The organism is Ferrovibrio xuzhouensis (genome assembly GCF_042648965.1).
Taxonomy (GTDB): Bacteria; Pseudomonadota; Alphaproteobacteria; order Ferrovibrionales; family Ferrovibrionaceae; genus Ferrovibrio; species Ferrovibrio xuzhouensis.
Map to the genome: position 1 here is coordinate 1,609,874 of NZ_JBHRYJ010000001.1, position 22,887 is coordinate 1,632,760.

The 22,887-nt window shown below is 68.6% G+C and carries 20 protein-coding genes; 9 read left to right on the plus strand and 11 right to left on the minus strand.

Going from position 1 to position 22,887, the window contains the following annotated elements; translation table 11 throughout:
* The first annotated feature begins 60 nt into the window (after window positions 1-60).
* Together ACFOOQ_RS07945 and ACFOOQ_RS07950 are read left to right on the plus strand one after the other, a co-directional pair.
* The gene (locus tag ACFOOQ_RS07945) at window positions 61-2,193 is read left to right on the plus strand and encodes a methyl-accepting chemotaxis protein (RefSeq protein WP_379724110.1); all 2,133 of its coding nucleotides are present in this window, start codon (window positions 61-63) and stop codon (window positions 2,191-2,193) included.
* 13 nt (window positions 2,194-2,206) lie between these two features.
* Entirely contained in the window at window positions 2,207-2,659 is a 453-nt protein-coding gene (locus tag ACFOOQ_RS07950) for a chemotaxis protein CheW (protein WP_379724113.1), read from the plus strand.
* A gap of 63 nt (window positions 2,660-2,722) precedes the next feature.
* Here the strand turns inward: ACFOOQ_RS07950 and ACFOOQ_RS07955 are convergent, their stop codons facing one another.
* From ACFOOQ_RS07955 to ACFOOQ_RS07970, 4 genes are read right to left on the minus strand one after another with little or no spacing between them, the layout of a single operon-like run.
* Window positions 2,723-3,583 carry a carbohydrate ABC transporter permease gene (locus ACFOOQ_RS07955; protein WP_379724117.1) on the minus strand — a complete coding sequence of 287 codons (861 nt, stop codon included), beginning with the start codon at window positions 3,581-3,583 and terminating at the stop codon, window positions 2,723-2,725.
* Window positions 3,580-4,455, minus strand: coding sequence for a carbohydrate ABC transporter permease (locus ACFOOQ_RS07960; protein WP_379724120.1), 876 nt, complete (start codon window positions 4,453-4,455; stop codon window positions 3,580-3,582). Before ACFOOQ_RS07960 ends, ACFOOQ_RS07955 begins: the two co-directional genes overlap by 4 nt.
* A 58-nt stretch (window positions 4,456-4,513) precedes the next feature.
* A complete protein-coding gene (locus tag ACFOOQ_RS07965) occupies window positions 4,514-5,815 on the minus strand; it encodes an ABC transporter substrate-binding protein (RefSeq protein WP_379724122.1) in 1,302 nt (433 codons plus the stop codon).
* Window positions 5,812-6,894, minus strand: coding sequence for an ABC transporter ATP-binding protein (locus ACFOOQ_RS07970; RefSeq protein ID WP_379724125.1), 1,083 nt, complete (start codon window positions 6,892-6,894; stop codon window positions 5,812-5,814). Before ACFOOQ_RS07970 ends, ACFOOQ_RS07965 begins: the two co-directional genes overlap by 4 nt.
* Window positions 6,895-7,131: 237 nt before the next feature.
* Between ACFOOQ_RS07970 and ACFOOQ_RS07975 the strand changes: the two genes are divergently transcribed.
* Window positions 7,132-7,827, plus strand: coding sequence for an extensin-like domain-containing protein (locus ACFOOQ_RS07975; RefSeq protein WP_379724128.1), 696 nt, complete (start codon window positions 7,132-7,134; stop codon window positions 7,825-7,827).
* Between the two features lie 33 nt (window positions 7,828-7,860).
* Here ACFOOQ_RS07975 and ACFOOQ_RS07980 read toward each other — a convergent pair whose 3' ends face one another.
* The 3 genes from ACFOOQ_RS07980 to ACFOOQ_RS07990 form a co-directional block, all read right to left on the minus strand.
* The gene (locus tag ACFOOQ_RS07980) at window positions 7,861-9,117 is read right to left on the minus strand and encodes a glycoside hydrolase family 2 TIM barrel-domain containing protein (RefSeq protein WP_379724132.1); all 1,257 of its coding nucleotides are present in this window, start codon (window positions 9,115-9,117) and stop codon (window positions 7,861-7,863) included.
* Between the two features lie 66 nt (window positions 9,118-9,183).
* Window positions 9,184-10,446 (minus strand): flavin-dependent oxidoreductase, encoded by a 1,263-nt coding sequence (locus ACFOOQ_RS07985; protein WP_379724135.1) that lies wholly within the window; start codon window positions 10,444-10,446, stop codon window positions 9,184-9,186.
* Window positions 10,447-10,519: 73 nt separating this feature from the next.
* Window positions 10,520-11,473 (minus strand): TAXI family TRAP transporter solute-binding subunit, encoded by a 954-nt coding sequence (locus ACFOOQ_RS07990; protein ID WP_379724139.1) that lies wholly within the window; start codon window positions 11,471-11,473, stop codon window positions 10,520-10,522.
* A 98-nt stretch (window positions 11,474-11,571) separates the two neighbouring features.
* Here ACFOOQ_RS07990 and ACFOOQ_RS07995 point away from each other — a divergent pair, with 98 nt between their 5' ends.
* Together ACFOOQ_RS07995 and ACFOOQ_RS08000 are read left to right on the plus strand one after the other, a co-directional pair.
* Complete coding sequence (locus ACFOOQ_RS07995) at window positions 11,572-12,354, plus strand: IclR family transcriptional regulator (RefSeq protein WP_379724141.1); 783 nt, start codon at window positions 11,572-11,574, stop codon at window positions 12,352-12,354.
* Window positions 12,355-12,430: 76 nt separating this feature from the next.
* On the plus strand, window positions 12,431-14,344 hold the full coding sequence (locus tag ACFOOQ_RS08000) for a TRAP transporter permease (protein WP_379724144.1): 1,914 nt from the start codon (window positions 12,431-12,433) through the stop codon (window positions 14,342-14,344).
* Window positions 14,345-14,365: 21 nt separating this feature from the next.
* On the opposite strand, the gene ACFOOQ_RS08005 is transcribed toward ACFOOQ_RS08000, so the two are convergent.
* Window positions 14,366-15,949 carry an MDR family MFS transporter gene (locus tag ACFOOQ_RS08005; protein ID WP_379724147.1) on the minus strand — a complete coding sequence of 528 codons (1,584 nt, stop codon included), beginning with the start codon at window positions 15,947-15,949 and terminating at the stop codon, window positions 14,366-14,368.
* A 214-nt stretch (window positions 15,950-16,163) separates the two neighbouring features.
* Between ACFOOQ_RS08005 and ACFOOQ_RS08010 the strand changes: the two genes are divergently transcribed.
* On the plus strand, window positions 16,164-17,228 hold the full coding sequence (locus tag ACFOOQ_RS08010; protein WP_379724150.1) for a hypothetical protein: 1,065 nt from the start codon (window positions 16,164-16,166) through the stop codon (window positions 17,226-17,228).
* A gap of 6 nt (window positions 17,229-17,234) precedes the next feature.
* On the opposite strand, the gene ACFOOQ_RS08015 is transcribed toward ACFOOQ_RS08010, so the two are convergent.
* Window positions 17,235-17,576, minus strand: coding sequence for a hypothetical protein (locus ACFOOQ_RS08015; protein ID WP_379724153.1), 342 nt, complete (start codon window positions 17,574-17,576; stop codon window positions 17,235-17,237).
* Between the two features lie 250 nt (window positions 17,577-17,826).
* Here ACFOOQ_RS08015 and ACFOOQ_RS08020 point away from each other — a divergent pair, with 250 nt between their 5' ends.
* On the plus strand, window positions 17,827-18,537 hold the full coding sequence (locus ACFOOQ_RS08020; RefSeq protein WP_379724156.1) for an outer membrane protein: 711 nt from the start codon (window positions 17,827-17,829) through the stop codon (window positions 18,535-18,537).
* Here ACFOOQ_RS08020 and cueR read toward each other — a convergent pair.
* A complete protein-coding gene (gene cueR / locus ACFOOQ_RS08025; protein ID WP_379724159.1) occupies window positions 18,525-18,956 on the minus strand; it encodes a Cu(I)-responsive transcriptional regulator in 432 nt (143 codons plus the stop codon). The two genes, ACFOOQ_RS08020 and cueR, sit on opposite strands and share 13 nt — an antisense overlap.
* A gap of 13 nt (window positions 18,957-18,969) precedes the next feature.
* The gene (locus ACFOOQ_RS08030; protein WP_379724161.1) at window positions 18,970-21,429 is read right to left on the minus strand and encodes a heavy metal translocating P-type ATPase; all 2,460 of its coding nucleotides are present in this window, start codon (window positions 21,427-21,429) and stop codon (window positions 18,970-18,972) included.
* A gap of 211 nt (window positions 21,430-21,640) precedes the next feature.
* Here ACFOOQ_RS08030 and ACFOOQ_RS08035 point away from each other — a divergent pair, with 211 nt between their 5' ends.
* Both ACFOOQ_RS08035 and ACFOOQ_RS08040 read left to right on the plus strand, forming a co-directional pair.
* On the plus strand, window positions 21,641-22,222 hold the full coding sequence (locus ACFOOQ_RS08035) for a PAS domain-containing protein (RefSeq protein WP_379724164.1): 582 nt from the start codon (window positions 21,641-21,643) through the stop codon (window positions 22,220-22,222).
* A gap of 5 nt (window positions 22,223-22,227) precedes the next feature.
* Entirely contained in the window at window positions 22,228-22,860 is a 633-nt protein-coding gene (locus tag ACFOOQ_RS08040; protein WP_379724167.1) for a PAS domain-containing protein, read from the plus strand.
* The last annotated feature ends 27 nt before the right edge of the window (window positions 22,861-22,887 follow it).

The window sequence follows — 22,887 nt, forward strand, 5'->3', positions numbered from 1 at the left end:
GCATCCCATCCGACCTGACACACCCGAAGCGCCGGCGCTGACCCGGCGCAGGAGAAGGCTATGCGCGTCCTGTCCCGGCTGAATATCGGCCCCCGTATCTATGTCGTCATCATCCTGATGGCGGCCCTGACCACCGGCATCGGCTGGATGGGCATCTACGCCATGGACCGCTTCCAGGGTCGCACCAACGAGATGTCGGCCCTGACCGAGCGCGCGCTGATGAGCGAGCGCGTCGCCCGCCAGGTGGCGCAGATCGAGGCGCAGAGCCGCGGCATCTATGCCGCGCAGAACCCCGAGCAGATCAGCCAGTATGCCGCCGCGATGGCCGACAGCATCGCCGCCATCGAGAAGCAGATGACGTATTGGGAAGCCATGCTGCCGCCCGACGTGCGCCAGAGCTTCGCCGAGCAGGTCAAGGCGCCGATGCTGTCGTATTTCAACACCCGCCGCATGGTCGCCTCGACCGCGCTCAAGGAAGGCGTTGCCGCCGCGATGACCGTCGGCGAAGACGACACCGTCGTCGGCATGCGCAAGCGCATGGTCTCCGCGCTCAGCGCCGCCAGCGAGCGCAACGGCAAGCTGGTCACCGACATGAACGGCCAGCTCACCGCCTTCTATAACGAACAGCGGCCGATGATGATGGCGATAACCGCCGCCGGGGTCGTGCTGGCGCTGCTGATTGCCGTGCTGATCACCGTGCTCACCATCACCCGGCCGATCACCCGCATCACCGGCACCATGCGCAAGCTGGCCGATGGCAACCTCGAGACCGCCGTCGACGGCGCCGAGCGCGGCGACGAGATTGGCGCCATGGCGCGGACTGTGCAGGTCTTCAAGGACAACATGGTTGCCCGCGCCCAGGCCGAGGCCGATATCGCCGAGCAGCGCCGCGTGGCGGAAGAGCAGCGCATGGCCCGAGAGGCGCGCGAGCGTGCGGCGATCACCGAGATTTCCGATCTCTGCGACCGCATGGCTGCCGGCGATCTCGCCTCGCGGCTCGACGAGGCCGGCAAGGACGGCTTCCTGCTGACCATGAGCCAGCGGCTGAACGGCCTCGCCGGCATGCTGCAGGCGATGACCGGCGAGCTGGCCACCATCACCGGCGCGCTGGCCGACGGCGATGTCACCCGCCAGGTCGCGGGCGATTATGCCGGCGTGTTCGGCGAGCTGAAGGCCGGCGTCAACCGCATGGCCGATACGCTGAAGGATTTCGCCGGCCGCCTGCGTGGCAGTGCGTCAGCCGTACGCGATGCCTCGGGCGAGATTTCGTCCGGCAGCCAGGATCTGGCCAGCCGCACGGAATCGCAGGCCGCCAGCATCGAAGAGACGGCGGCGTCGATGCACGAGATCACCGCGACCGTGAAACAGAACGCCGACAACGCCCAGGCCGCCAGCCAGCTGGCGACGGTGGCGCGTGACACGGCGGAAAAGGGTGGCAGCGTGGTGGCCGACGCGGTCAGTGCCGTCAGCCGCATCGAGGGCAGCGCGCAGAAGATTTCCGACATCGTGTCGCTGATCGACGAGATCGCCTTCCAGACCAACCTGCTGGCGCTCAATGCCTCGGTCGAGGCCGCCCGTGCCGGCGAGGCCGGCAAGGGCTTTGCCGTGGTCGCCCAGGAAGTCCGTGCGCTGGCGCAGCGTTCGGCCAATGCGTCCAAGGACATCAAGGGCCTGATCAGCGAATCCAATGCCCAGGTCAAGACCGGGGCCCAGCTGGTCAACCAGACCGGTGCCTCGCTGACCGAGATCGTCGGCGCAGTAAAGAAAGTGGCCGATATCGTCGCCGAGATCGCCGCAGCCTCGCGCGAGCAGGCCACCGGCCTCGAGCAGGTCAATACCGCGGTCGCCAGCATGGACGAGATGACCCAGCGCAACGGTGCATTGGTGGAAGAGACCTCGGCGGCCGCCCAGGCGCTGTCGGGGCAGGCCGGCGAGCTCGCCGAGCTGGTCGCCTTCTTCCGCACCGGCGATGCGCCGGCCACTGCGCCGGCGCCGCGCCCGGCACCGAAACTGGTGACAACCGAACCAAAAGCCGCGGCGGCAAAGCCCGCAGCAAAGGTGGCTGGGGCGAAACCGGCACCTGCGCACCCCGCAGCCGTGCGCCCCGCTGCCGTGAAAAAGGCACCCCCGCCGGTGGCCGGCAATACCGCGCTGGCCATGGCCGACGACCAGGACGACTGGCAGGAATTCTGAGGAGACCGATCCCATGAGCACGAGCGAATACCTGACCTTCGCCATCGCCGGCCAGGACTATGGCGCCGCCATTCTGGCGGTGCGCGAAATCCGTGGCTGGACCGCCGAGACCCCCCTGCCGAACGCGCCGGCCGGGGTGCGCGGCATCATCAACCTGCGTGGCCAGGTGGTGCCGATCTTCGACCTGCGCGTCCGGCTCGGCGCCGCGGCGACGCCGCCGACCGCCACCCATGTGGTGATCGTGGTGGAGGCCGCCGCCGGCCAGTTCGGCCTGCTGGTCGACAGCGTGTCGGACATCCTGACGCTGGACGATGCCGAGCTGCAGCCGGTGCCGCCGGCCGCCACCGACGGCAACGGCCTGCTGCTGGCACTGGCCGCACGCGCGGAGCGCATGGTCTCGCTGCTCGATCTCGACCGTCTGGTCAGCGGGGCCGAGACCCAGCTGCTGCTGGAAGAGGCCGCCTGAGCGTCAGGCCGGATTGAATCCCATGCTAAGGCGGGCCGCGATGCCCGCCTTTCTTTTTTGTGGCTAGCGGATGCCCGCGCGCATGAAGCTCTGCACGAACTGGCGCTGGAACAGCAGGAAGGCGATCAGCAGCGGTGCCGCGGTCAGCAATGTGGCGGCGCAGATCACCGACCAGTCGATGCCCTGGTCGGTGCCGGCGAAGACTGACAGGCCGACGGTGAGCGGCCGCGTCTCGACCGAATTGGTGATGATCAGCGGCCACAGGAAGTTGTTCCAGTGATAGCTGACCGAGACGAGGCCATAGGCGAGATAGACCGGCCGCGCCAACGGCACATAGACCCGCCACAACACACCCAGCGCGCCGCAGCCTTCGAGACGGGCGGCCTCCTCCAGCTCCCCTGGCACCGTCTTGAAGGCCTGGCGTAGCAGGAAGATGCCGAAGCCCGAGGCCATGTAGGGCAGCGCGATCCCGGCGATGCTGTCGACCAGGCCGAGCTGATGCATGGTGCGGTAATTCTCCACCAGCAGCATGTCGGGCATCATCATCAGCTGCACCAGCACCAGGGCGAAGGCCACATTGCTGCCGCGAAAGCTGAACCGCGCGAAGGCGTAGGCGGCCAGCGTGCAGAGCAGGAACTGGCCGGCAAGAATGGCCGTCACCAGGATGACCGTGTTGAGCACATAGCGCGGGAATGGCGCCGAGTTCCAGGCGGCGGTGAAATTCTCCAGCGTCAGCGGCGCCAGCGGGTCGAAATGCGCCGAGAAGGCGGCGGGATGGAAGGCGGTCCAGATCGCGTAGAGCAGCGGCAGCAGCCAGAGCAGGCCGAGCAGCCAGGCCGCGGCGCCATTCAGCACGACATCGGCGCGGAGCGGCCGTGGCCGTGCCACCGCCGGCGATGCCGCCATGTCGAGTGCCGCCGTCACCGGTAGTGGATCCGCTTTTCGAGCAGGCCGAACTGCACCACGGCCAGCAGGGCCAGCAAAGCCAGCAGCACCATGGTCAGCGCCGCGGCGTAACCCTGGTCCCAGAACTTGAAGCCGGTCTCGAAGATGTAGAACAGCAGCAGGGTCGAGGCATTGTCCGGCCCGCCGCGCGTCATCACCACCACATGGTCGACGACGCGGAAGGCATTGATCACCGCATTGACCAGCACGAACAGCGTCGTTGGCATCAAGAGCGGAAAGGTGATGCGGCGGAAGATGTGCCAGCGGCCGGCGCCTTCCATGGCGGCAGCCTCGGCCAGGTCAGGCGAAATCTGCTGCAGGGCGGCGAGGTAGAAGATCATGAAGAAGCCGGCCTCCTTCCACACGCTGACCGCCATCAGGCACCACAGCGCCGTGTCGCGGCTGCCCAGCCAGTTGACGGCGGGCAGGCCGAACAGGCCGCGGATCTGGTCGAGCAGGCCGTAATCGGGGGTGTAGAAAAACAGCCAGATATTGGCGACCGCGATCATCGGCAGGATGGTCGGGGTGAAATAGGCCAGCCGCAGCAGGCCGCGACCGCCGATGCGGCTGTTCACCCACAAGGCCATGGCCAGGGCGATAGCGATGATCAGCGGCACGGTGACCAGCGCGAAGAGCAGCGAATTGCTTAAGGCCGTCCAGAACACCGGGTCGGCCAGCATGGCATGGTAATTCTCCAGCCCGATGAAGCGGGCCGGACGGTTGCCTCGCGGCGTGGTGAAGAAGCTGAACCACAGGGTGGCCAGCGCCGGATAATGCGTGAAGGCGGCGAGCAGCACGGCAGCCGGCAGCAGCAGCAGCCAGCCCTGAATATCGGTGCGGAAGCGCGACATGACGATCCGGCTGGGGAAGGGAGGAATGGCGGGGCGGTGTGCGCCGCCCCGCCGGGTGTCAGCGATAGGCCTTGAGGATGCGGTCGGCCTCGCGCTGGGCGTCTTCCATCGCCTGCTTGGGGCTTTTCGCACCGGTCAGCGCCGCCTGCAGGCCGTCGTTCAGGGCCTTGGTGACGCGCTGGTTTTCATGCGTCGACAGCTCCGCCACCGCATGCTCGAGCTGGTCGCGGGCAACCAGCGGGGCCGGGAATTCGGCGACGTAATCCTTCATCTCCTTGGTCTGCCAGGCCGCCGGCGAAACAGCGACATAGCCGGTGGCGATCGCCCATTCGGCGGCACGCTTGGGCTCGGTCATCCACTTGGCGAATTTGAAGGCGGCGGCCTGCTGTTCGGCCGAGCCGCTCTTGAAGACGTAGAAGTTGCCGCCGCCGGTCGGCGAGCCGCGCCGCTTGCCGGCCGGCAGCATGGCAGTGCCGAACTCGAACTTGGCATTCTTGCGGATGTTGGTCAGGTTGCCGGTGGTGGTCCAGATCATCGCCGCCTTCTTCTCGAAGAAGTCCTTCGGCGTGGTGCCCCATTCGACGATGCCCGGCGGATGGATCTTGTCCTTGCGGCTGAGATCGACCCAGTATTGCAGGGCCTCGACCACGGCGGGCTTGTCGAAATAGGTCTGGTTGCCGGCGCTGTTCATCAGCTTCACGTCATTCTGGGTGGTGAAGCACTGGAACAGCCAGTAGGGAAAGCCCGACGACGGCACCTGGATGCCCCAGCTGGTGACATTGCCCGCGGCGTCGCGCCTGGTCAGCTTCTTGCCCATGCTGACGAGCTCCGCCCAGGTCTGCGGCGGCTTCTCCGGATCGAGGCCGGCCTCCTTGAACAGCTCCTTGTTCCAGAACATCACCACGGTCGAGCGCTGGAACGGCACACCCCAGGTCTTGCCGCCGGTCTGGCTGTTTTCCATGAAGCCGGGATAGAAGCCCTTCAGCCAGGCCTTGTCGTCGGCGGTCTTGGCCAGGCTGTCGAACGGGACGATGGCATCCTCGTCGATCAGGGTGAACATGTCGGTCGACAGGATCACCGCCACCTGCGGCGCGTCGCCGCCCTTCAGCGCGGTCAGCGTCTTGGCAATGGTGTCCTGATACGAGCCGGCATAGACCGGCTTGATATGGATGTCCGGATTCGCCTTCTCGAAATCCGCGGCCATGCCGTCGATCACCTTGGTGACCGGGCCGCCGACAGCGACCGGATAGTAGAAGGTGAGATCGGTGGCGCCGGCCTGTCCGGCCAGCGACAGGGCGAGGCCGAGGCCGGCAGCGAGGCCGAACCAGGTTTTCATTGGCAGTTTGGTCGTCAGGGTCATGCTGCACTCTCCTTGCTGCGGGAAGACTGGGGGTGGCCGGCCGGCGTCGCGATGCGCCAGCCGTCATTGGCAAACAGATGCTGGTCCCCGGCGGTCCAGCCGAGCCGCACGGCATCGCCGGCGCGCAGGCGCGGATGGCCGGGAATGCGGGCGGCGATGGCGGTCTCGCCGATCCGGCACAGCAGCACGGTATCGGCGCCGAGATATTCGGCCGCCTCCACCAGCGCGGCGACGCCGGTCTCGCCGAGGCTGATCGCCTCCGGCCTGATGCCAAGCTGGGCATCGGCGCCGATCCCGCCGGGCAGGGCCGCGCGCAGGTCGGGCGCCAGCAGCGGCCGCAATGGCCCGAGCGGCAGCAGGTTCATCGGCGGCGTGCCGAGGAAGCGCGCTGCAAAGGCCGTCTGCGGCCGGCCATACAGCGCGTCCGGCGTGCCGGCCTCGGCAATGCGGCCCGCGCGCATCAGGATGATGCGGTCGGCCATGGTCATCGCTTCGGTCTGGTCGTGGGTGACGTAGATCATCGTCATCCCCAGCCTTTGCTGCAGGCTGCGGATCTCGCTGCGCATCTCGTGGCGCAGCTGGGCGTCGAGATTGCTGAGCGGCTCGTCCATCAGGCAGACCGGCGCCTCGGCGATGATGGCGCGGCCAAGCGCGACGCGCTGGCGCTGGCCGCCGGAGAGTTCCGCCGGCCGCCGGCCGAGATACGGTTCGAGGCCGACCAGTGCCGCGACACGCTTGAGCCGTGCGTCGCGTTCGGCACGCGGCAGCCGGCGCACCTTCAGGCCGAAGACGATATTCTCGGCTACCGTCAGATGCGGAAACAGGGCGTAGGACTGGAACACCATGGCGATGCGGCGCTCGGCCGGCGGCAGATGCGTCACATCGCGGTCGCCGATCAGGATGCGGCCCGCGCTCGCCGCCTCGAGGCCGGCGATCAGCCGCAGGGTCGTCGACTTGCCGCAGCCCGACGGACCGAGCAGCACGAGAAGCTGGCCGGCCTCGGCGGTAAAGCTGACATCGTCGACGGCACGCACGGCACCCCAGCAGCGGGCGATAGTCTCGACCACGATCCGTGTCATGGCACGATCCGCGTCATGGCCGCACCCGCCCGCCGCCTTCCGGCATGGCAGGGCACGGCGGCCGCTTGCGATATCCCCCTCGGCACCTTCATGGCACCGAGTTCATATGAACTGTGTGACGGGCGATTTGCCTTCGGATTAAAGTTCAGTGACTTCGAATGAACATCGCCATGTTCATTCGCCCAGATTTCGCCTTAGTGCCGCCGGAGGATGGCTGCACCTCGGGAGAGCAAGTCGATGACCAAGCGATTTCTGATCTGGCTGTCGCTGCCGGTGGTTGCAGCCGGCGCGCTGGCGGTCCTGGCTTTCGCGCGGCCGGATATGCTGCGCGCCTGGAACCCCTTCGCGCCGCTGGCCGTCGGCGATCCGGTGACACCGGCGACCCGCATCAAGCTTGCCCGCGCCGACCGCGACCCGGGCTATTGCCGCGCCGCGCTGGCCACCGCGGGCCTGCGCACCGAGCCGATCCCCGATGGCGGCGGCGATGCCGCCTGTCCGCTGCATCAGGCGGTACGGGTCGAAGCCGGCCGCGCGCGACTGAACAGCAGTTTCCCGGCGAGCTGCCCGCTGGCGCTCGCCTATGCGATGTTCGAGGACCATGACCTGCAGCCGCTGGCAAAGGCGCGGCTTGGTACGCCGGTCGCCCAGGTGTCGCACCTGGGCAGCTATGCCTGCACGCCCGGCAGCCATACCGCTGCCGCCGGCGACTATGCGAAGGCCAATGCGCTCGACATCGCCGGCTTCATCCTGGCTGACGGCCGGCAGATCGCCATCAAGCGCGACTGGCAGGGCAGCGATGCACCGGCGAAAGCCTTCCTGCACGACCTGCGCGATGCCGCCTGTCGCAGCTTCGGCACGGTCGAGGGGCCGGATTCCGGCGCCGGCCGCGCCGGCATCCTGCATGTTGCGATGCGCAGCGGCGACTGCCGTTAGGGACTGATCAGATAATCAGCGCACCCGGCCGGATCAGCGGATTCTGAACGGCAGGTTGCCGGTGGCCGCCGCGCCCTTGCCGTCGCGCACGGTGACGAACAGGCGGTAGTTGCCGGGCTCGAGGCCGGCGATGCCGACGCCCTTGGGCGCGGGATCGCGCAACGCCTGCGGGAAGTTCTGCGGCACCGCCTCGGCATCGCCGCCGGTCTTGCGGTCGGTGCTTTCGGCCATCACCGACCACACCACGCCGAGCGGATCGCCATCCGGATCGTCGACCGAGATCTCGGCCCGCCGCGTGTCGCCGCGCGGCCAGTCGTTGCCCTGCGGAAAGCGCAGCAGCAGGATCCGCGGCGCCCGGTTGCCGTTCGGCGGCTTGCCGCCCCAGGCCTGCGCCATCACTTCGGCGCTCTGCTGCCATTCGCCGCCCTGCAGCAGCATGCTGTGCCAGGTCGGGGTGACTTCCTGCTTCTGGCCCCAGTAGAACAGGAACTGGCCCTGGGTCTGCGGCAGCAGCGCGGTCATGTAGCGCGACAGCAGGGTCGCCTTCTCGGTGCTGGTCGGCTCGATCGGCGCGCCCCAGGCGGTCTTCGGCGCCGCCCACTGGCCGAGCGGCCCCATCTCGGTGACCAGCAGCGGGCCGCGCCAGCCCTGTTCATGCACCCGCTCGGGCAGGCTCGGCAGCGCATCGCCGTAGGAGTTGATGCCGAGCACCTGGATCGAAGGTGCCAGTTTCATCAGGCGGGCGATCTTGTGCTTGCCGGTTTCGGCCAGCACGGCGAGCGTCGGATGGTTCGGGTCGAGCCGGCGCACCAGCTTGGCGGCGTCCTCGATGCCGGGCCAGACCGCGCTGTCGTCGGCGAGTTCGGCCTCGACCTCATTGCCGATGCCCCACATCAGCAGCGCCGGATGGTTGCGGAAGCGCTCGACGAAGGCCTGCAGCTTCTGCAGCTGCGGGCCGACCTGGGCGAGGTTCTTGTAGTCAAAGCCCTTGCGCGGCTGCTCCAGCCAGAAGCCGGCGATCACCTTGAGGCCATGCTTCTGCGCCTCGTCGAGCACATAGCCGGTCTCGTCGCCGTAAGTGCGCACCGTGTTGGCGCCAAGCCCGGGCAGCAGGCCGAGCCGTTGCTGGCCGTCGACGCCGCGCGGGGTGAACGGCTTGCCGTCGACCAGGATCTGGCGGCCCTCCACCTTCACCGTGGCGGCAGCCGCGGAAAACGGCAAAAGCGTCGCCACGGCAAACAGCATGGCGGCAAGACGGGCGACGGCAGTGCGGGGCGGGGTGCGCGGCATGGCCGTGACTCATGCCGTGAAGCGCCCGCCAAAGCAAGGATGATTGCTGTGGTTTATGCGATACCGTTACGAGGCGAGCGGAGTCTTCTGCGCTAGGCTGCCACGGTCGAAGCCGGCGGTCTTCTTGTAGCCTTCCGACATGGCGACCATCTCGTCCTGGCTGATGACATCCTCGATGCGTTCGAACGGCCGCCCGCCGGTGCGCTGGTGCACTTCGCGCAGGATGGCATCGGGGGGATTCTGCCGGTTGGTCAGCACCACCTTGGCCGTCGCCGGGTTGCGTTCCGCGTCATACGCGCGCAGGGCGGGAACCGGATCGCCGGCGCCGGCGGCCTTGAGGTGACCGGCCAGCGCCCGCGCATCGAGGATCGCCTGGCCGGCGCCGTTCGAGCCGCGCGGATACATCGGATGCGCCGCATCGCCGAGCAGGGTCATGCGGCCGAAGCTCCAGCGCGGCAGCGGATCGCGGTCGACCATCGGGTATTCGAGGATGATCTCGGCGTTTTCCAGCAGGCCGGCCATGTCGAGCCAGTCGAAACGCCAGTCGCGGAACACCGGGAAGAAATCCTCCAGCCGGCCCTTCTGGTTCCAGTCGTTCTTCTCGTATTTGTCGGACTCGATCTCGGCCACCCAGTTGATCAGCTGGCGGCCTTGGGCATCCAGCGCCTTGCGGATCGGGTAGATCACCAGCTTGCCGACCTCGAGCCAGCCGGCCAGCACCATGCTGGCGCCGGTCAGGTAGGGTTTCGCCCAGGTGACGCCGCGCCACATGTTGATGCCGGAATAGACCGGGTCGCCCTCGGCCGGATAGAGCTGCTTGCGCAGCACCGACTGGATGCCGTCGCAGCCGATCAGGATGTCGCCACGCAGCGGCGGCACGCTCTCGCCGGTGACGGTATCGGCCAGATGCAAGGTGACGCCGGTGTCGTCCTGCTCGGCCTTCAGCAGCCGGCGGCCGAGATGGATGCGGTCGGCGCCGAGGCGCTCCTGCACCGTGCGGAACAGGATCATCTGCAGGTCGCCGCGATGGATCGACAGCTGTGGCGCGTCATAGCCGGCAAAGCGACCGCGCGCCTCGCGGAAGGCAAACTGGCCATGGCGGTTGTAGAAGCGCATCTCCTGCGTCTCGACGGCGATCGCCTCCAGCGCCGGCTGCAGGCCGAGGTCGCCGAGTTCCTTCATCGCATGCGGCAGCAGGTTGATGCCGACGCCGAGCGGCCGGATTTCCGGCACCGCCTCGATCACCCGGCAGGGGATGCCGAGCCGGTGCAGGTAGAGCGCAGTGGTCAGGCCGCCGATACCGGCACCGACGATCAGGACGTCATTCATGGAAACCTCGAAGTCAGGGGAGGATGCGGCGCCCGGCCGGCCACTGGCGGACAGATCCGGGCGCCGGCACGGATCATTTCTTCAGGCCGGCCTCGGCGAAGAAGGCCTGCGCGCCGGGATGCACCGGCAGGTCGACGCTCTTGGCCATGCGGGCCTTGTCGAAGGCATTGAAGGCTGCAAGTGACGCCACCAGGGCCTCCTTGTTGTCGGCCAGCGCCTTGAGCGCCTTGTGCACGGTGGCATCCGGCACATGCTTGCCGGTCAGCAGCATGTAGTCATAGGCCATGGCGGCGATCGGCTGGTCGACGCCGGCCATGCCGTTGCGCGGCTGCACCATGGTGATGTAGCTGCCCGGCACCGCCTTGGTCATGCGGGCGATCGCCTCGAGCTGGTCGGACAGCGGGATGAAGCGGATGCCGCCGACCGAGGCGTCGACTTCCGAGACCTTGCCGCCGCCGATGGCGAAGAAGGCGGCATCGACCTTGCCGGACGCGAAGTCGTCGGCGCCGCGCACCACGTTGGGCACCAGCACGCGGCGTACGTCATCGCGCTTCAGGCCGCCGTTGGCCAGCAGGCCGTCGATCACCGTCTCGATGGTCGCCTGGCTGGAATAGCCGTAGGTGACCCGCAGGCCTTTCAGGTCGGCGATGGTCTTCGCCGGGCTGTCCTTCTTGACGAACAGGCCGACGCGGAAGGGAAACAGCACCGAGGCGAAGCGCAGGTTCTGCAGCTTGCGGTCGCCGGTCAGCATGGCCTCGCGCGCCTCGAGGATATTGGCGATGCCGAAATCCAGCTCGCCGCTGTTGATCAGCGGCAGGTACGAGCTGGTGCCCGACGACGGCTGGATGCGCGCCGACAGGCCGGCCTTTTCCTGCAGCACGGTGGCGATGGCGGCGCCCATGGCATAGCCGAGCGTGCCCTGGCCCATGGTGCCGATGCCGAGCGGCTGCTGGGCCCGGGCGGGCTGGGCGTGAAGGGGAATGGCGAGCGTCAGGACGGCGACCGCCGCCAGCATCAGGCGTTTCATGTTTCCTCCCACGGAAATTTAATATTGTTGAACGCTACTTGATAATGTTAAATGATATCGGCAGCGAGTCAATACCGGCTGCCCCGGGAGGAATACAGGTGAATGCAGAGACGCCCGCCGCGCGGCGCGGCATCCAGTCCATCGGCGTCGGCTTCCGCCTGGTGCGGGCGCTGATCGACGCGCGCGGGCCGCTGCCGCTGAAACAGCTCGCCGCCGCCGCCGACATGACCGCCAGCAAGGCGCATCCCTATCTCGCCAGCTTCGTGCAGCTCGGCCTGCTGACCCAGTCGGAGGCGGACGGCCGCTATGCGCTCGGCCCCACCGCCATGGAGCTCGGGCTCGCTGCCATCGACCAGAATGATGTCGTCGCCCTGGCCGAGGAACCGATGGAGGCGCTACGCGCCGAAACCGGCGAGACCGCCTATCTGACCGTCTGGGGCAACCGCGGCCCCTGCATCGTGCGCCGCCTGGAGGGCAGCCGCGAGACGCCGCTGTCGATCCGGGTCGGCTATGTGCTGCCGCTGACCACCTCGGCGACCGGCCGCACCTTCCTCGCCCACCTGCCGCCGGTGCTGACCCGGCGCCTGCGCGAGGAGGAACGCGACCGCCTGCCGCTGGCCCGCGGCATCGACCCGGCGGCGCTGGACGCGGTGCTCGACGAGATCCGCGACCGGCATGTCGCCAGCACCAGGAACCAGGTCTTCGAGGGCTTCGGCGCCGTCGCCGCGCCGGTGTTCAACCACGAAGGCAAGCTGGCCGCCGCGCTGTCGATGGTCTGCCCGCAGAGCGCGCTCGACCTGCGGCCGGACGGCCCGCTGCTGACAGCGCTGCACCGGGCGACCGGCGATCTGTCGCGCCGGCTCGGCTGGCGCACACCGTAGTCCTGTATCAATCCCGCATCCCCCGTCCGGCCGCAGAGCCGGCGCATCGCAAAAAGTACCGAGGAAGGAAACCATCATGCCGTCGAAACCCGCTCCCGCGCTGCTGCGGGCGATGTCATGGGCGCTGCAGACCCTGGTGATCGCGCTGGTCGTGATGTGGGTGATCGACGTGCCCGGCATGCTCGACCTCGGCATCTATACCGAACAGTTCATCGCCGCCACGCTCGGCGGCTCGCTCGCCCTGGTCTTCCTGCTGTTCCCGCTGAAGCGCGAAGGCGGCGGCCTCGCCTGGCGGCTGTCGGATTATGCCTGTGCCGCGATTGCCGCCGCCGCCTGCTGGTATCTCGCGATCTTTTACCCGGCGCTGGTCGACGAGCTGGTCTACCTGCCGCCGATCGGACTGGCCATCGGCACCGCGCTGGTGCTGCTGATCCTCGAAGCCACCCGCCGCGTCGCCGGGCCGACGCTCGTCATCGTGATCACCGTGCTGGTCGCCTATGCCCTGCTCGGTCACCTGCTGCCGGGCGCCTTCGCCACCCGGCCGGTCTCGCTCGGCCGCCTCGTCGTCTACCTCGGCATCGACACCAACGCCGTGCTCGGCACGCCGCTGCAGGTGGCGATCATCGTCGTGGTGCCCTTCATCCTGATGGGCCAGATCCTGGCACGGTCGGGCGGCGGCGACTTCTTCACTGATCTGTCGCTGGCCCTGATGGGCCGCATGCGCGGCGGCGCCGCCAAGATCGCCGTCTTCGGCTCGGCGCTGTTCGGCATGGTCTCGGGCTCGGCGGTGGCCAATGTCGCCGGCGTCGGCTCGATCACCATTCCGCTGATGGCGCGCGCCGGCTTCCGCCCGGCGCTGGCAGCTTCCGTCGAGGCGGTCGGCTCGACCGGCGGCCAGCTGATGCCGCCGGTGATGGGCGCCGCCGCCTTCCTGATGGCGGAATACCTGCAGATTTCCTATGGCGAGGTGATGCTGGCGGCGATCACGCCGGCCCTGCTGTATTACGCCGCGCTGTTCATCCAGGTCGATCTCGAGGCGCGCCGGCTCGATATCGCCGCCCTGCCGGCCGACCAGATCCCATCCTTGCGCGCCACGCTGAAGAAAGGCTGGCATTTCCCGATCCCCTTCATTGTGCTGATCCTCGGCCTGACGCGCTGGAACTTGCAGGCGGAATACACAGCTTTGCTCGCCGCCGGCATCCTGCTGGTGACCGGCATGCTGTTCGGCTATGGCGGCAAGCGGCTCAGCCCGCGCGCCGCGCTGGTCGCGGTGATCTCGACCGGATCGGCGACACTCGACGTGGTCGTGATCACCGCCGCCGCCGGCCTCGTCATCGGCGCACTCAACATCACCGGACTGTCGTTCGGCCTGACCCTGCAGCTGCTGTCGGCCAGCGGCAACAACCTTTATGTGCTGCTCGGCGTCACCGCCATGGTCGCCGTGGTGCTCGGCATGGGCATGCCGACCGTCGGCGTCTATGTCATCCTCGCCACACTGGCGGCGCCGGCACTGGTCGAGGCCGGCATCAGCGCCATCCAGGCGCATATGTTCGTGATGTATTTCGGCATGCTGTCGATGATCACGCCGCCGGTGGCGCTGGCCGCCTTTGCCGCCGCCAATATCGCCGGCACCGATCCGTGGAAGACCGGCTGGCTGGCAGTGAAGACCGGCTGGGCCGCCTTCGTGCTGCCCTTCCTGTTCGCGCTGTCGCCGTCGCTGCTGCTGATCGGGCCGACGGAATCCGTGGTCCTGTCGGTGGTCACCGCGCTGGGCGGCGTGTTCTTCGGCTCGGTCGCCGTGGTCGGCTTCCTGACGCGACCGCTGGGGGCAGCGTCCCGCTGGCTGTTCGCGCTGGCCGGTCTCGGCCTGCTGGTACCGGTCGACATGCTGCCGGGTGCGGCGCTGCTGAACATCGTCGCCGCCGGTCTCGCCGGCCTGCTGCTGCTGCGGGAAATCCGCGCCGGCCGCCAGGCGGTGGGTACCGCCTAGCCGTCCCAGTCGTCCCGCGTTCTAGTCATCTCCGGGCGCCGGGGCGGTAACGGCCGCAGCCGTCTCGCGCAGCGGGATCTCGCGCAGGCGCAGCACCACGCCGAGTGAGACAATGGCGATGGCGGCGCCAAGCCAGAAGAGCTCATGGAAGGCGCCGCCGATAGCGGTGATCGCCGGATCATGCAGCGCATCGGGCAGCGCGGCGAGCGCCTTACGGCCGTCATGCAGCAGGACGACGCCGGGCGAGCCGCCCATCAGCCGGGCGATATCGGCGGCCCCGGGCAGGGCGTCGAACAGGACGTCGAGGCGGGCGATCAGCACGGCGCCGTAGAGTGCGACACCGAACGAGCCGCCCATGGTGCGGAAGAAGCTGACCGAAGCGGTGCCGACGCCCATGTCGCGCGGCTCGACGGCATTCTGGATCGCCACCAGCATCACCGGCATGACCAGGCCGAGGCCGAAGCCGTTCAGCGCCATGAAGACACCGGTCAGCCACAGCGGCGTCGTGCCGGTCACCGTCGACAGCAGCAGCAGCGCGACGGTCAGGATGCTGAAGCCGATGACCGGGAAGATCTTGTAGCGGCCGGTATGCGCCACCAGGCGGCCGGCGGTGATGGCGCCGGCCACCGTGAAGCAGCTCAGCGGGATCAGCATCAGGCCGGCATCGGACGACGACAGCTTGTAGACCATCTGCAGGAACAGCGGCATGAAGATCAGGCCGCCGATCATCACCATCGAGATCATCAGGTTGAGCGAGATGACGATGACGTAGGTGTGGTTGTGGAACAGCCGCGGTGGCAGGATCGGCTCGGCGGCGCGACGCTCCTGCACCACAGCCAGCAGGAACAGGATCACGGCGGCGATGCCCAGCCCGACGATTTCCGGCGAGGCCCAGGGGAATTCGTTGCCGCCCATGGTGGTGACCAGCAGCACGCAGGTAACGGCCGAGACGATCAGCACGGCACCGAAATAGTCGATGCGGTGGCGCAGCCGCTTGGGCTTCAGTCGGCCGAGCGTCTTCTGCGACACCGCCAGCGCGGCAAGGCCGATCGGGATGTTGAGCCAGAAGATCCACGGCCAGCCGAGATGTTCGGCGAACAGGCCGCCGAGTACCGGGCCGATCACGCTGGAGGCTGCGAACACGCTGGCGATATAGCCCTGGTAGCGGCCGCGCTCGCGTGGACTGATGATGTCGGCGATGGTGGCATGCGCCATGGCAAGCAGGCCGCCGCCACCCAGGCCCTGCAGGGCGCGGAAGATGATCAGCTGGACCATGCTGCCGGCGAAACCGCACAGCAGCGAGGTGACCAGGAAAACACAGATCGCAATCTGCAACATCACCTTGCGGCCGTAGAGGTCCGACAGCTTGCCGTAGATCGGCGTCACCGCCGTCGAGGTCAGCAGGTAGGACGAGACGATCCACGACAGGTGTTCGGCACCGCCAAGATCGCCGGCGATGCGCGGCAGCGCGGTGGCAATGATGGTCTGCTCCAGCGCGGCGAGGAACATGCCGAGCATGAGGCCGACGATGATGATGATCTTCTCGCGGTGACTGAAGGCCACCGGCGGGTCGGGTTGCGAGATGGAGGCGGGAGCGGACGACATCTTATTATATAAGCGGGGGGCTGCGGTCGGGGCGGCCGGGAGACAGACAGTGTATACGCGGCCGTTGTTGTCCCCGTTACTAATCCTCATACTGAACAGCGGCAAGGAGATAGCGCGCCCGCGGGCGCCGGACATGGCAGCCATGACGCCAGTGCAAGGATGGGCAGCCGCTGCCCGCAAAACGGCCACGGCCGGCGCCTGGCCCGTCCTGCTGATGACCGTCTTGTTGCAGGCCGGCTGCGCCGACCGCTTCGCCGGTTACGTGCCGGTGCCCGGCGCCGTGCAGCATCCGCATCCGCAGGGTGTGGCCCAGCTCACCCGCGACGGCGCCGTGCTGACACAGTTCGAGGCATCCCGCGCGCTGCTGCCGCTGGCGCTCGGCGGCGCGCTGGTGGATTACCGCAACGGCCTGCGCCAGGGCTTCCGCGATGCCTATGCCGCCGGCTTCAACGCCGTGGTCGCCGATCCCGGCCAGCCGCTGACCGCGGTGCGCGCCGCCGCCGAAGGCTCGCACCTGCTGGCGCTCGCCGATGAAGCGCCGGCCGACGACCCCGTGCTGGTCGACAGCCGTGCCGCCTGGCTGGTGCCGGTGAATACGGCCGGCGATCTCGCCCGGCTGTCAGGTGCCGTCCGCACCGCCCCCGGCCGCCCGGTCTGGGCGTTGCTGCGCGCCCATGCCGATCCGGCCCGCAATCAGCCGATGCCAGACCCCACCACCGCCGGTCTGCTTGCCTTCGGCGCGCTGGCGGCCGGCGCCTCGGGCCTGGTCTGGCAGGGCGAAGACAATTACGCCGCGCGCAATGCCGGCATGCTCGGCATCGCCGCAGCCCCGCCGCTCGACTACGGCATCCGCACCGATCCCGACAGCGGCCGCCAGCCCTATCGCGCCAGCCCCGACGACATCGCCGCATCGCGCCGGCTGTGGGATGCGGTCGCGCTGCTGAACCGCCGGATCGAACGGCTGGCACCGATGCTGCTGCGCGCCGATGCCGTCGATGGCTACACGCTGGCGGTGGCTGAAGACGGGGACGGCAGCGGGCTGCGCAGCCTGCTGAAACCCTGGGACGGCGCCAATGATCCGCGCCGCCTGCTGCTGGTGGTCAATGCCGGCGAGACGGAAGTCCGCTTCCGCATCGCCTTCGACCGGCCGCTCGGCAGCATCGAGCGCTGGCAGGAGGCCGCCGAGGCGCCGCCGCCGGATGCCGACCGTGCCCGCGGCCTGATCCGCGACCGGATCCCCGCCCGCGGCGTGCGGCTGTATCGCATCACGCTGCAATAGGGCCGGTCAGTCGGCGGCGTCCTCACGCCGCCGACGCGGCGGCAGCACGGCATCCTGCAGCGCCGCCACCGCGGCCTTGTCCTTCGCCTCGACCACATAGCTCTGCGCCACGCGATCCGGCCCGGTCACCGTGGCGGCGACGCCATGCTTCGGGCAGAGGCCGAGGCAGCGCACGCGGGCGACCCGCACGTCCTTTTTATGCCCGGCGTCTTTCAGCGCCTGCTTGAGGTCGGATGCGAGCCCGATGCCGCGACCGCCGTCACATTCCGAGCAGACCAGCACGAGGCCCTGCTGCCAGTCGGGTTCGACCGGCTGCAGCGGCGGGGATTTGCGCGACTGGGATGACATGGGGAGGACCAGACGTAAAAGCGGCGGCGGGATTCATCATTTAGGCAGTTCCGCCGCAATCTCAAGCGGCGGGAACATCGCCATGGCGAAGATGTGACAAAGCCATAACAAGCCGCCGGTACGAGGTTGCGTGCCACGATTCGGGCCCGGGCCGACAATAGCCTCGGATCAGACGCCGCACCGGCCGGGTTTTCTTTGCCCGCCGGCAGCGGCGCAACCCTCCGTCCGCCCCGGTACAAGGATCGCCCACATGACTGCATCCCGCCTGTTCCCGACCCGTGCTCTCGTCGCCGGCGCTCTCGTGCTGCTGGCCGCGCCGGTGCTGCTCCCGGCTCCCGCCATGGCGCAGTCGTCCTCGTCATCATCGTCGATGGCGAAGTCAGTCTCCTACGACACCCTGCAGCCGCATGTCGGCTGGTACGGCACGCTCGGCGGCAGCGGCATCCAGCCGCGCGACACCGACGGCACCGTCAACGGCACCGACAGCACACTCGAATACAACATGGGCTACGGCCTGTTCGGCGCCGGCGGCTATCGTTTCCGCAACGGCCTGCGCCTCGAAGGCGAGATCGGCTATGGCAGCGTCGGCCTCGACAGCTTCCGCTACGGCGGCACCGGCGGCAATGCCGACGGCGACCTGCAGCTGTGGTCGGCGACCGGCGCGGCCTATTACGACCTGCCGACCGCCGGCCGCGTCTCGCCCTATATCGGCGGTGGCGCCGGTGCGGTGCGCGAGAGCATCGACCGCGTCTCGGCCAGCTCCGGCGGCACGACTGTCAGCGCCGAGGGCGATACCGACACCAACCTTACGGCGTTTGGCGAAGTCGGCCTGAACATCGCGCTGGCGCCGGCTTTCGACCTGGTGCCCTCCTACCGCTATCAGTGGATCGACGACGGCCGCGACGGCTTCGACGACACCCAGATGCACGTCTTCCGGGCCGGCCTGCGCTACTGGTTCTGAGCCGGTTCCGCCCGATCCTTCAGGGCCCGGTCCTTCAGGGCGAGGTCCTCGAGGATCGGGCAGTCCGGCCGCGCATCGCCGTGGCAGGCTTCGGCCAGATGCTGCAGGCTGCGCTTCATCGCCTGCAGCTCGGCGATCTTCGCGGTCAGCTCGTCGATATGGCGCACGGCGATCTCCTTCACCGCCGCCGAGGGTCGCTCGCGGTCGCGCCACAGGCCGAGCAGCAGGCGGATGTCGTCGAGTGCGAAGCCGAGGTCGCGCGAGCGCCGGATGAACCGCAGCATATGCACGTCGTTGTCGGAATAGACGCGATAGCCGCTCTGGCTGCGCCCGGCTTCGGGCATCAGGCCGATGCTTTCGTAATAGCGGATCATCTTGGCCGTCACGCCGGACGCCGCGCTCGCCTCGCCGATGTTCATCACTTCATCCTCCTCACTGGCCGGGCCGCCAGCGTTTCAGCAGCAACGCGTTGGTCAGCACCGATACCGAGCTTAAGGCCATCGCCGCGCCGGCGATCACCGGGCTGAGCAGGCCGAAGGCGGCGAGCGGAATGCCGACCAGATTGTAGAAGAAGGCCCAGAACAGGTTCTGGCGGATCTTGGCATCGGTCGCCCGCGCAATCGCGATGGCATCGGCCACCAGCGCCGGATCGCCGCGCATCAGGGTGATGCCCGCGGTCTGCATGGCGACATCGGCGCCGGTCCCCATGGCGATGCCGACATCGGCCGCCGCCAGCGCCGGCGCGTCGTTCACGCCGTCGCCGACCATGGCGACCGGACCGCCGGCCTCCTTGCGCAAGGCCGCGATCAGCGTGGCCTTGTCCTGCGGCTGCACTTCCGCCTCGACCCGGTCGATGCCGAGGCGTTGGGCAATCGCCGTTGCCGCGCCACGACTGTCGCCCGACAGCATCACCGTGGTGATGCCGAGCGCCTGCAGCCGCGCGATGGCCTCTTTCGCCGTCGCTTTCGGTTCGTCGCCGAAGGCGACCAGGCCGAGCAGGCGTTGCCGCGGCGCGGCTTCCGCCAGCCACGAGACGGTACGACCGGCCTGCGCCAGCGCCTCGGCCCGCGCCTGCAGGGCGGCCCGGTCGATGCCGTTCTCGTCCAGCAGCCGGCCACTGCCGAACAGCAGCGCGCGGTCGCCGATGCGGCCGCCGATGCCGCGCCCGGCATGATCGCGGAAGTCCTCGACGCCTTCGATCGGGCAGGCATCGCCGGCTTTCGCCCGCACCGCGGCGGCCAGCGGATGCTGCGAGCCAGCCTGCAACGCCGCGGCATCGGCCAGCAGCGCCGCGTCGTCGACGCCTGCGGCCGCAATCAGATCGGTGACCACCGGCTTGCCCTCGGTCAGCGTGCCGGTCTTGTCGAAGGCTACCAGCTTGAGGTGGCGCGCCTGTTCCAGTGCCTCGGCATCCTTGATCAGGATGCCGTGCTGCGCCGCCATGCCGGTGCCGACCATCAGCGCCGCCGGCGTCGCCAGCCCGAGCGCGCAGGGGCAGGCGATCACCAGCACGGCGATGGCCTGCACCAGCGCGGCCTCGGTGCCGAGGCCACCGATCGTGATGGCGACGACGAAAGTGATGAGCGCAACGACCAGCACGGCCGGCACGAAGATGGCGCTGATGCGGTCGACCAGCTGCTGGATCGGCGGCTTGCTCGCCTGCGCCGTCTCGACCAGGCGGACAATGCGGCTGAGCGCCGTCTCGGCGCCGGTGGCGGTAATCCGCGCGACGATGCGGCCATCGCGGTTGATGGTGCCGGCATGCACGGCATCGCCGGGTCCGCGCTCGACCGGCAGGCTTTCACCGGTCAGCATCGATTCATCGACACTGCCATGGCCTTCCGCGATCTCGGCATCGGCGGCAAAGGCTTCGCCGGCGCGCACGACCAGCAGCTGTCCGGCCTTCAGCGTCGCGGTGGCGACATCCTCTTCGCGGCCATCCGCCTGGCGGATGCGCGCGGTCGCCGGCTTCAGTTTTTCCAGCGCCCGCAGCGCCGACACGGTCTGGCCCTTGGCGCGCGCCTCCAGCCACTTGCCGATGCGCACGAAGGCGATGATCGCCGCCGAGCCCTCGAAATAGAGATGCGGCATGCTGCCCGCCGGCGCGGTCAGCAGCAGCCAGGTACTGAGACCCCAGGCGGCCGAGGTCCCGAGCGCCACCAGCAGGTCCATATTGCCGGTGCCGGCGCGCAGCGCGCTCCAGCCGGCGCGGTAGAAACGCCAGCCGAGGATGAACTGCACTGGCGTGGCGATGGCAAGCTGCGCCCAACCCGACAGCATCAGGTCATGCCGGCCGGCCAGCTCGAAGCCCATGCCGGCGAACAGCGGCAGGCTGAGCACGAGCGCCAGCAGGGCGAGATTGCGTTCGCGCGCCACGGCTTTTACGCGCGGATCGGCCGCCGCATCGTCGCCCGCTTCTGCCGTGGCGCGGTCCTCAAAAGGGCGGGCGTGATACCCCGCCTTTTCGACCGCGGCGATCAGCGTCTCCAGGCTCGCCGCGCCGCGCGGCAAGGTCACCTCGGCGGCCTCGCTGGCGAGATTGACACTGGCGGCGGTCACGCCGGGCACCTTCAGCAGGGCCTTTTCGACGCGGCCGACGCAGGACGCGCAGGTCATGCCCTCGATCTGCAGGCGCAGATGCTGGTCCGGCACGCTGTAGCCGGCTTTCGCCACCGCCTCGACCAGCGGCTGCAGGCCGCCGCCGGGGCCGAATTCGACATGGGCGGTCTCGCTGGCGAGGTTGACGCTCGCCGCGGTGACGCCCGGGACACCGCGCAGGGCTTTTTCGACCCGGCCGGCACAGGAGGCGCAGGTCATGCCGGCGACCGGCAGGTCAACGGTTGTGGCGTGGCCCGGATCGGGCGGCGGGGACAGCGGCTGGAGGGCGGTCATGACGGATGCCTTTCTGCGGCAGCAGGATTGCCTGCCTCTATAGATAAGGGTTCCCATCATGGGAAGGTCAAGGGCCGCCACCCCTGCGCCCGGCCCGGCCGCGGGATTGCCGGGATTCCGCGGCAGGTTATCGCTATTTAATCTGTAGAAGGACCGTCTGTTGATCCATCATGGCCCCGTGATGATGGCTGTGGTACATAGCGCCCGATCCATGACCCTACTGGATACCCTGCCCGGTCCGCTGACGTCGCCGAGCCGCCGTTTCCTCACGCTGTGGGACGGCTGGCGCGCAGGCAGCCTGCTGCCGCGCCGCAGCCGGCTCGATACCGATGCGCTGGGCGACCTGCTGCCGCATTGCGTGCTGCTGGAAATCCGCGGCCGCGACGACATGCCGATCCGCTTCGCCGGCAACTGGCTGCGCGAACGGCTGGGCGGCGAGCTCGCCGGCACCAACTATCTCGACCTCACCGCACCGGAAAACCGCCAGCGCCGCGCCGACCTGCTGCTGACCGAGGTGGCACAGCCCTGCGCCGCAGTGATCTATTACTGGGTGCAGTTCGATACCGGCGGCATGATGCCGGTCGAGGTGGTCTCGGCGCCGCTGCTCGGCGACGAACCCGAGGCGCCGGCCCTGGTGCTGGCCTGCGTCTCGCCGCTGGCGCGCGGCGACAGCAACGGCGATGCCGATCCGTCCTCCTATGCGGAAGGCGACGGCCTGCTGTACATTGATATCGGTGCCGGCCTGCCGCCGGCGATTGCCGCGATCGGCCAGCCGGCCGGCCAGGTGCAATAAAGGTCATGAACAGGATCATCCAGTCCCTGCTGCACGGCGAAACCGGCAAGATCGTTCCGATCCTGCCGGCACCGACGCCTGCGCCCGGACGCGGCGCGCCGGGCACGGCACCGGCGAACGACATGCTGTCCGCCGACAGCCGCAAGCTATTCGAGGCCTGGCAGGGCTGGCGCGGCGACCGCCTGCTGCCGCGCCGCGCCGACATGGATCTGGTGTCGATCAGCCGGCTGATGCCGCGACTGGCGGTGGTCGACGTGAAGGCACCGGACAATGCCCTCTTCCGTCTCGCCGGCACCGAGATCGAGCATCACTTCGGCGAACGCCTGACCGGGCGCAGCTATATCCGCATGGTACCGGCGGAACGCCGGCAGCGCCGCGGCGATCTGCTGTGGCGCATCGCCATGCAGCCCTGCGCGGTGGTGCAGCATGTCGCCTGCGACTGGCAGTCAGGCCGTCATGGCGTCGTGGAGGTTTTTGGCGTCCCCCTGCTGGCCGACCGCGATGGCGAACCGGTGCAGATCCTTGGCGTGGTCAGCCGTCTGCCGCCGCTGATCTGGGATGCGAAAGACTGCATCATCGCCATGCACAGCGTGACCATGCGCTTCATCGATATCGGCGCCGGCCTGCCGGCCTTCTGACTTTCGGCGCCCTGCTTTTCCGAAAGC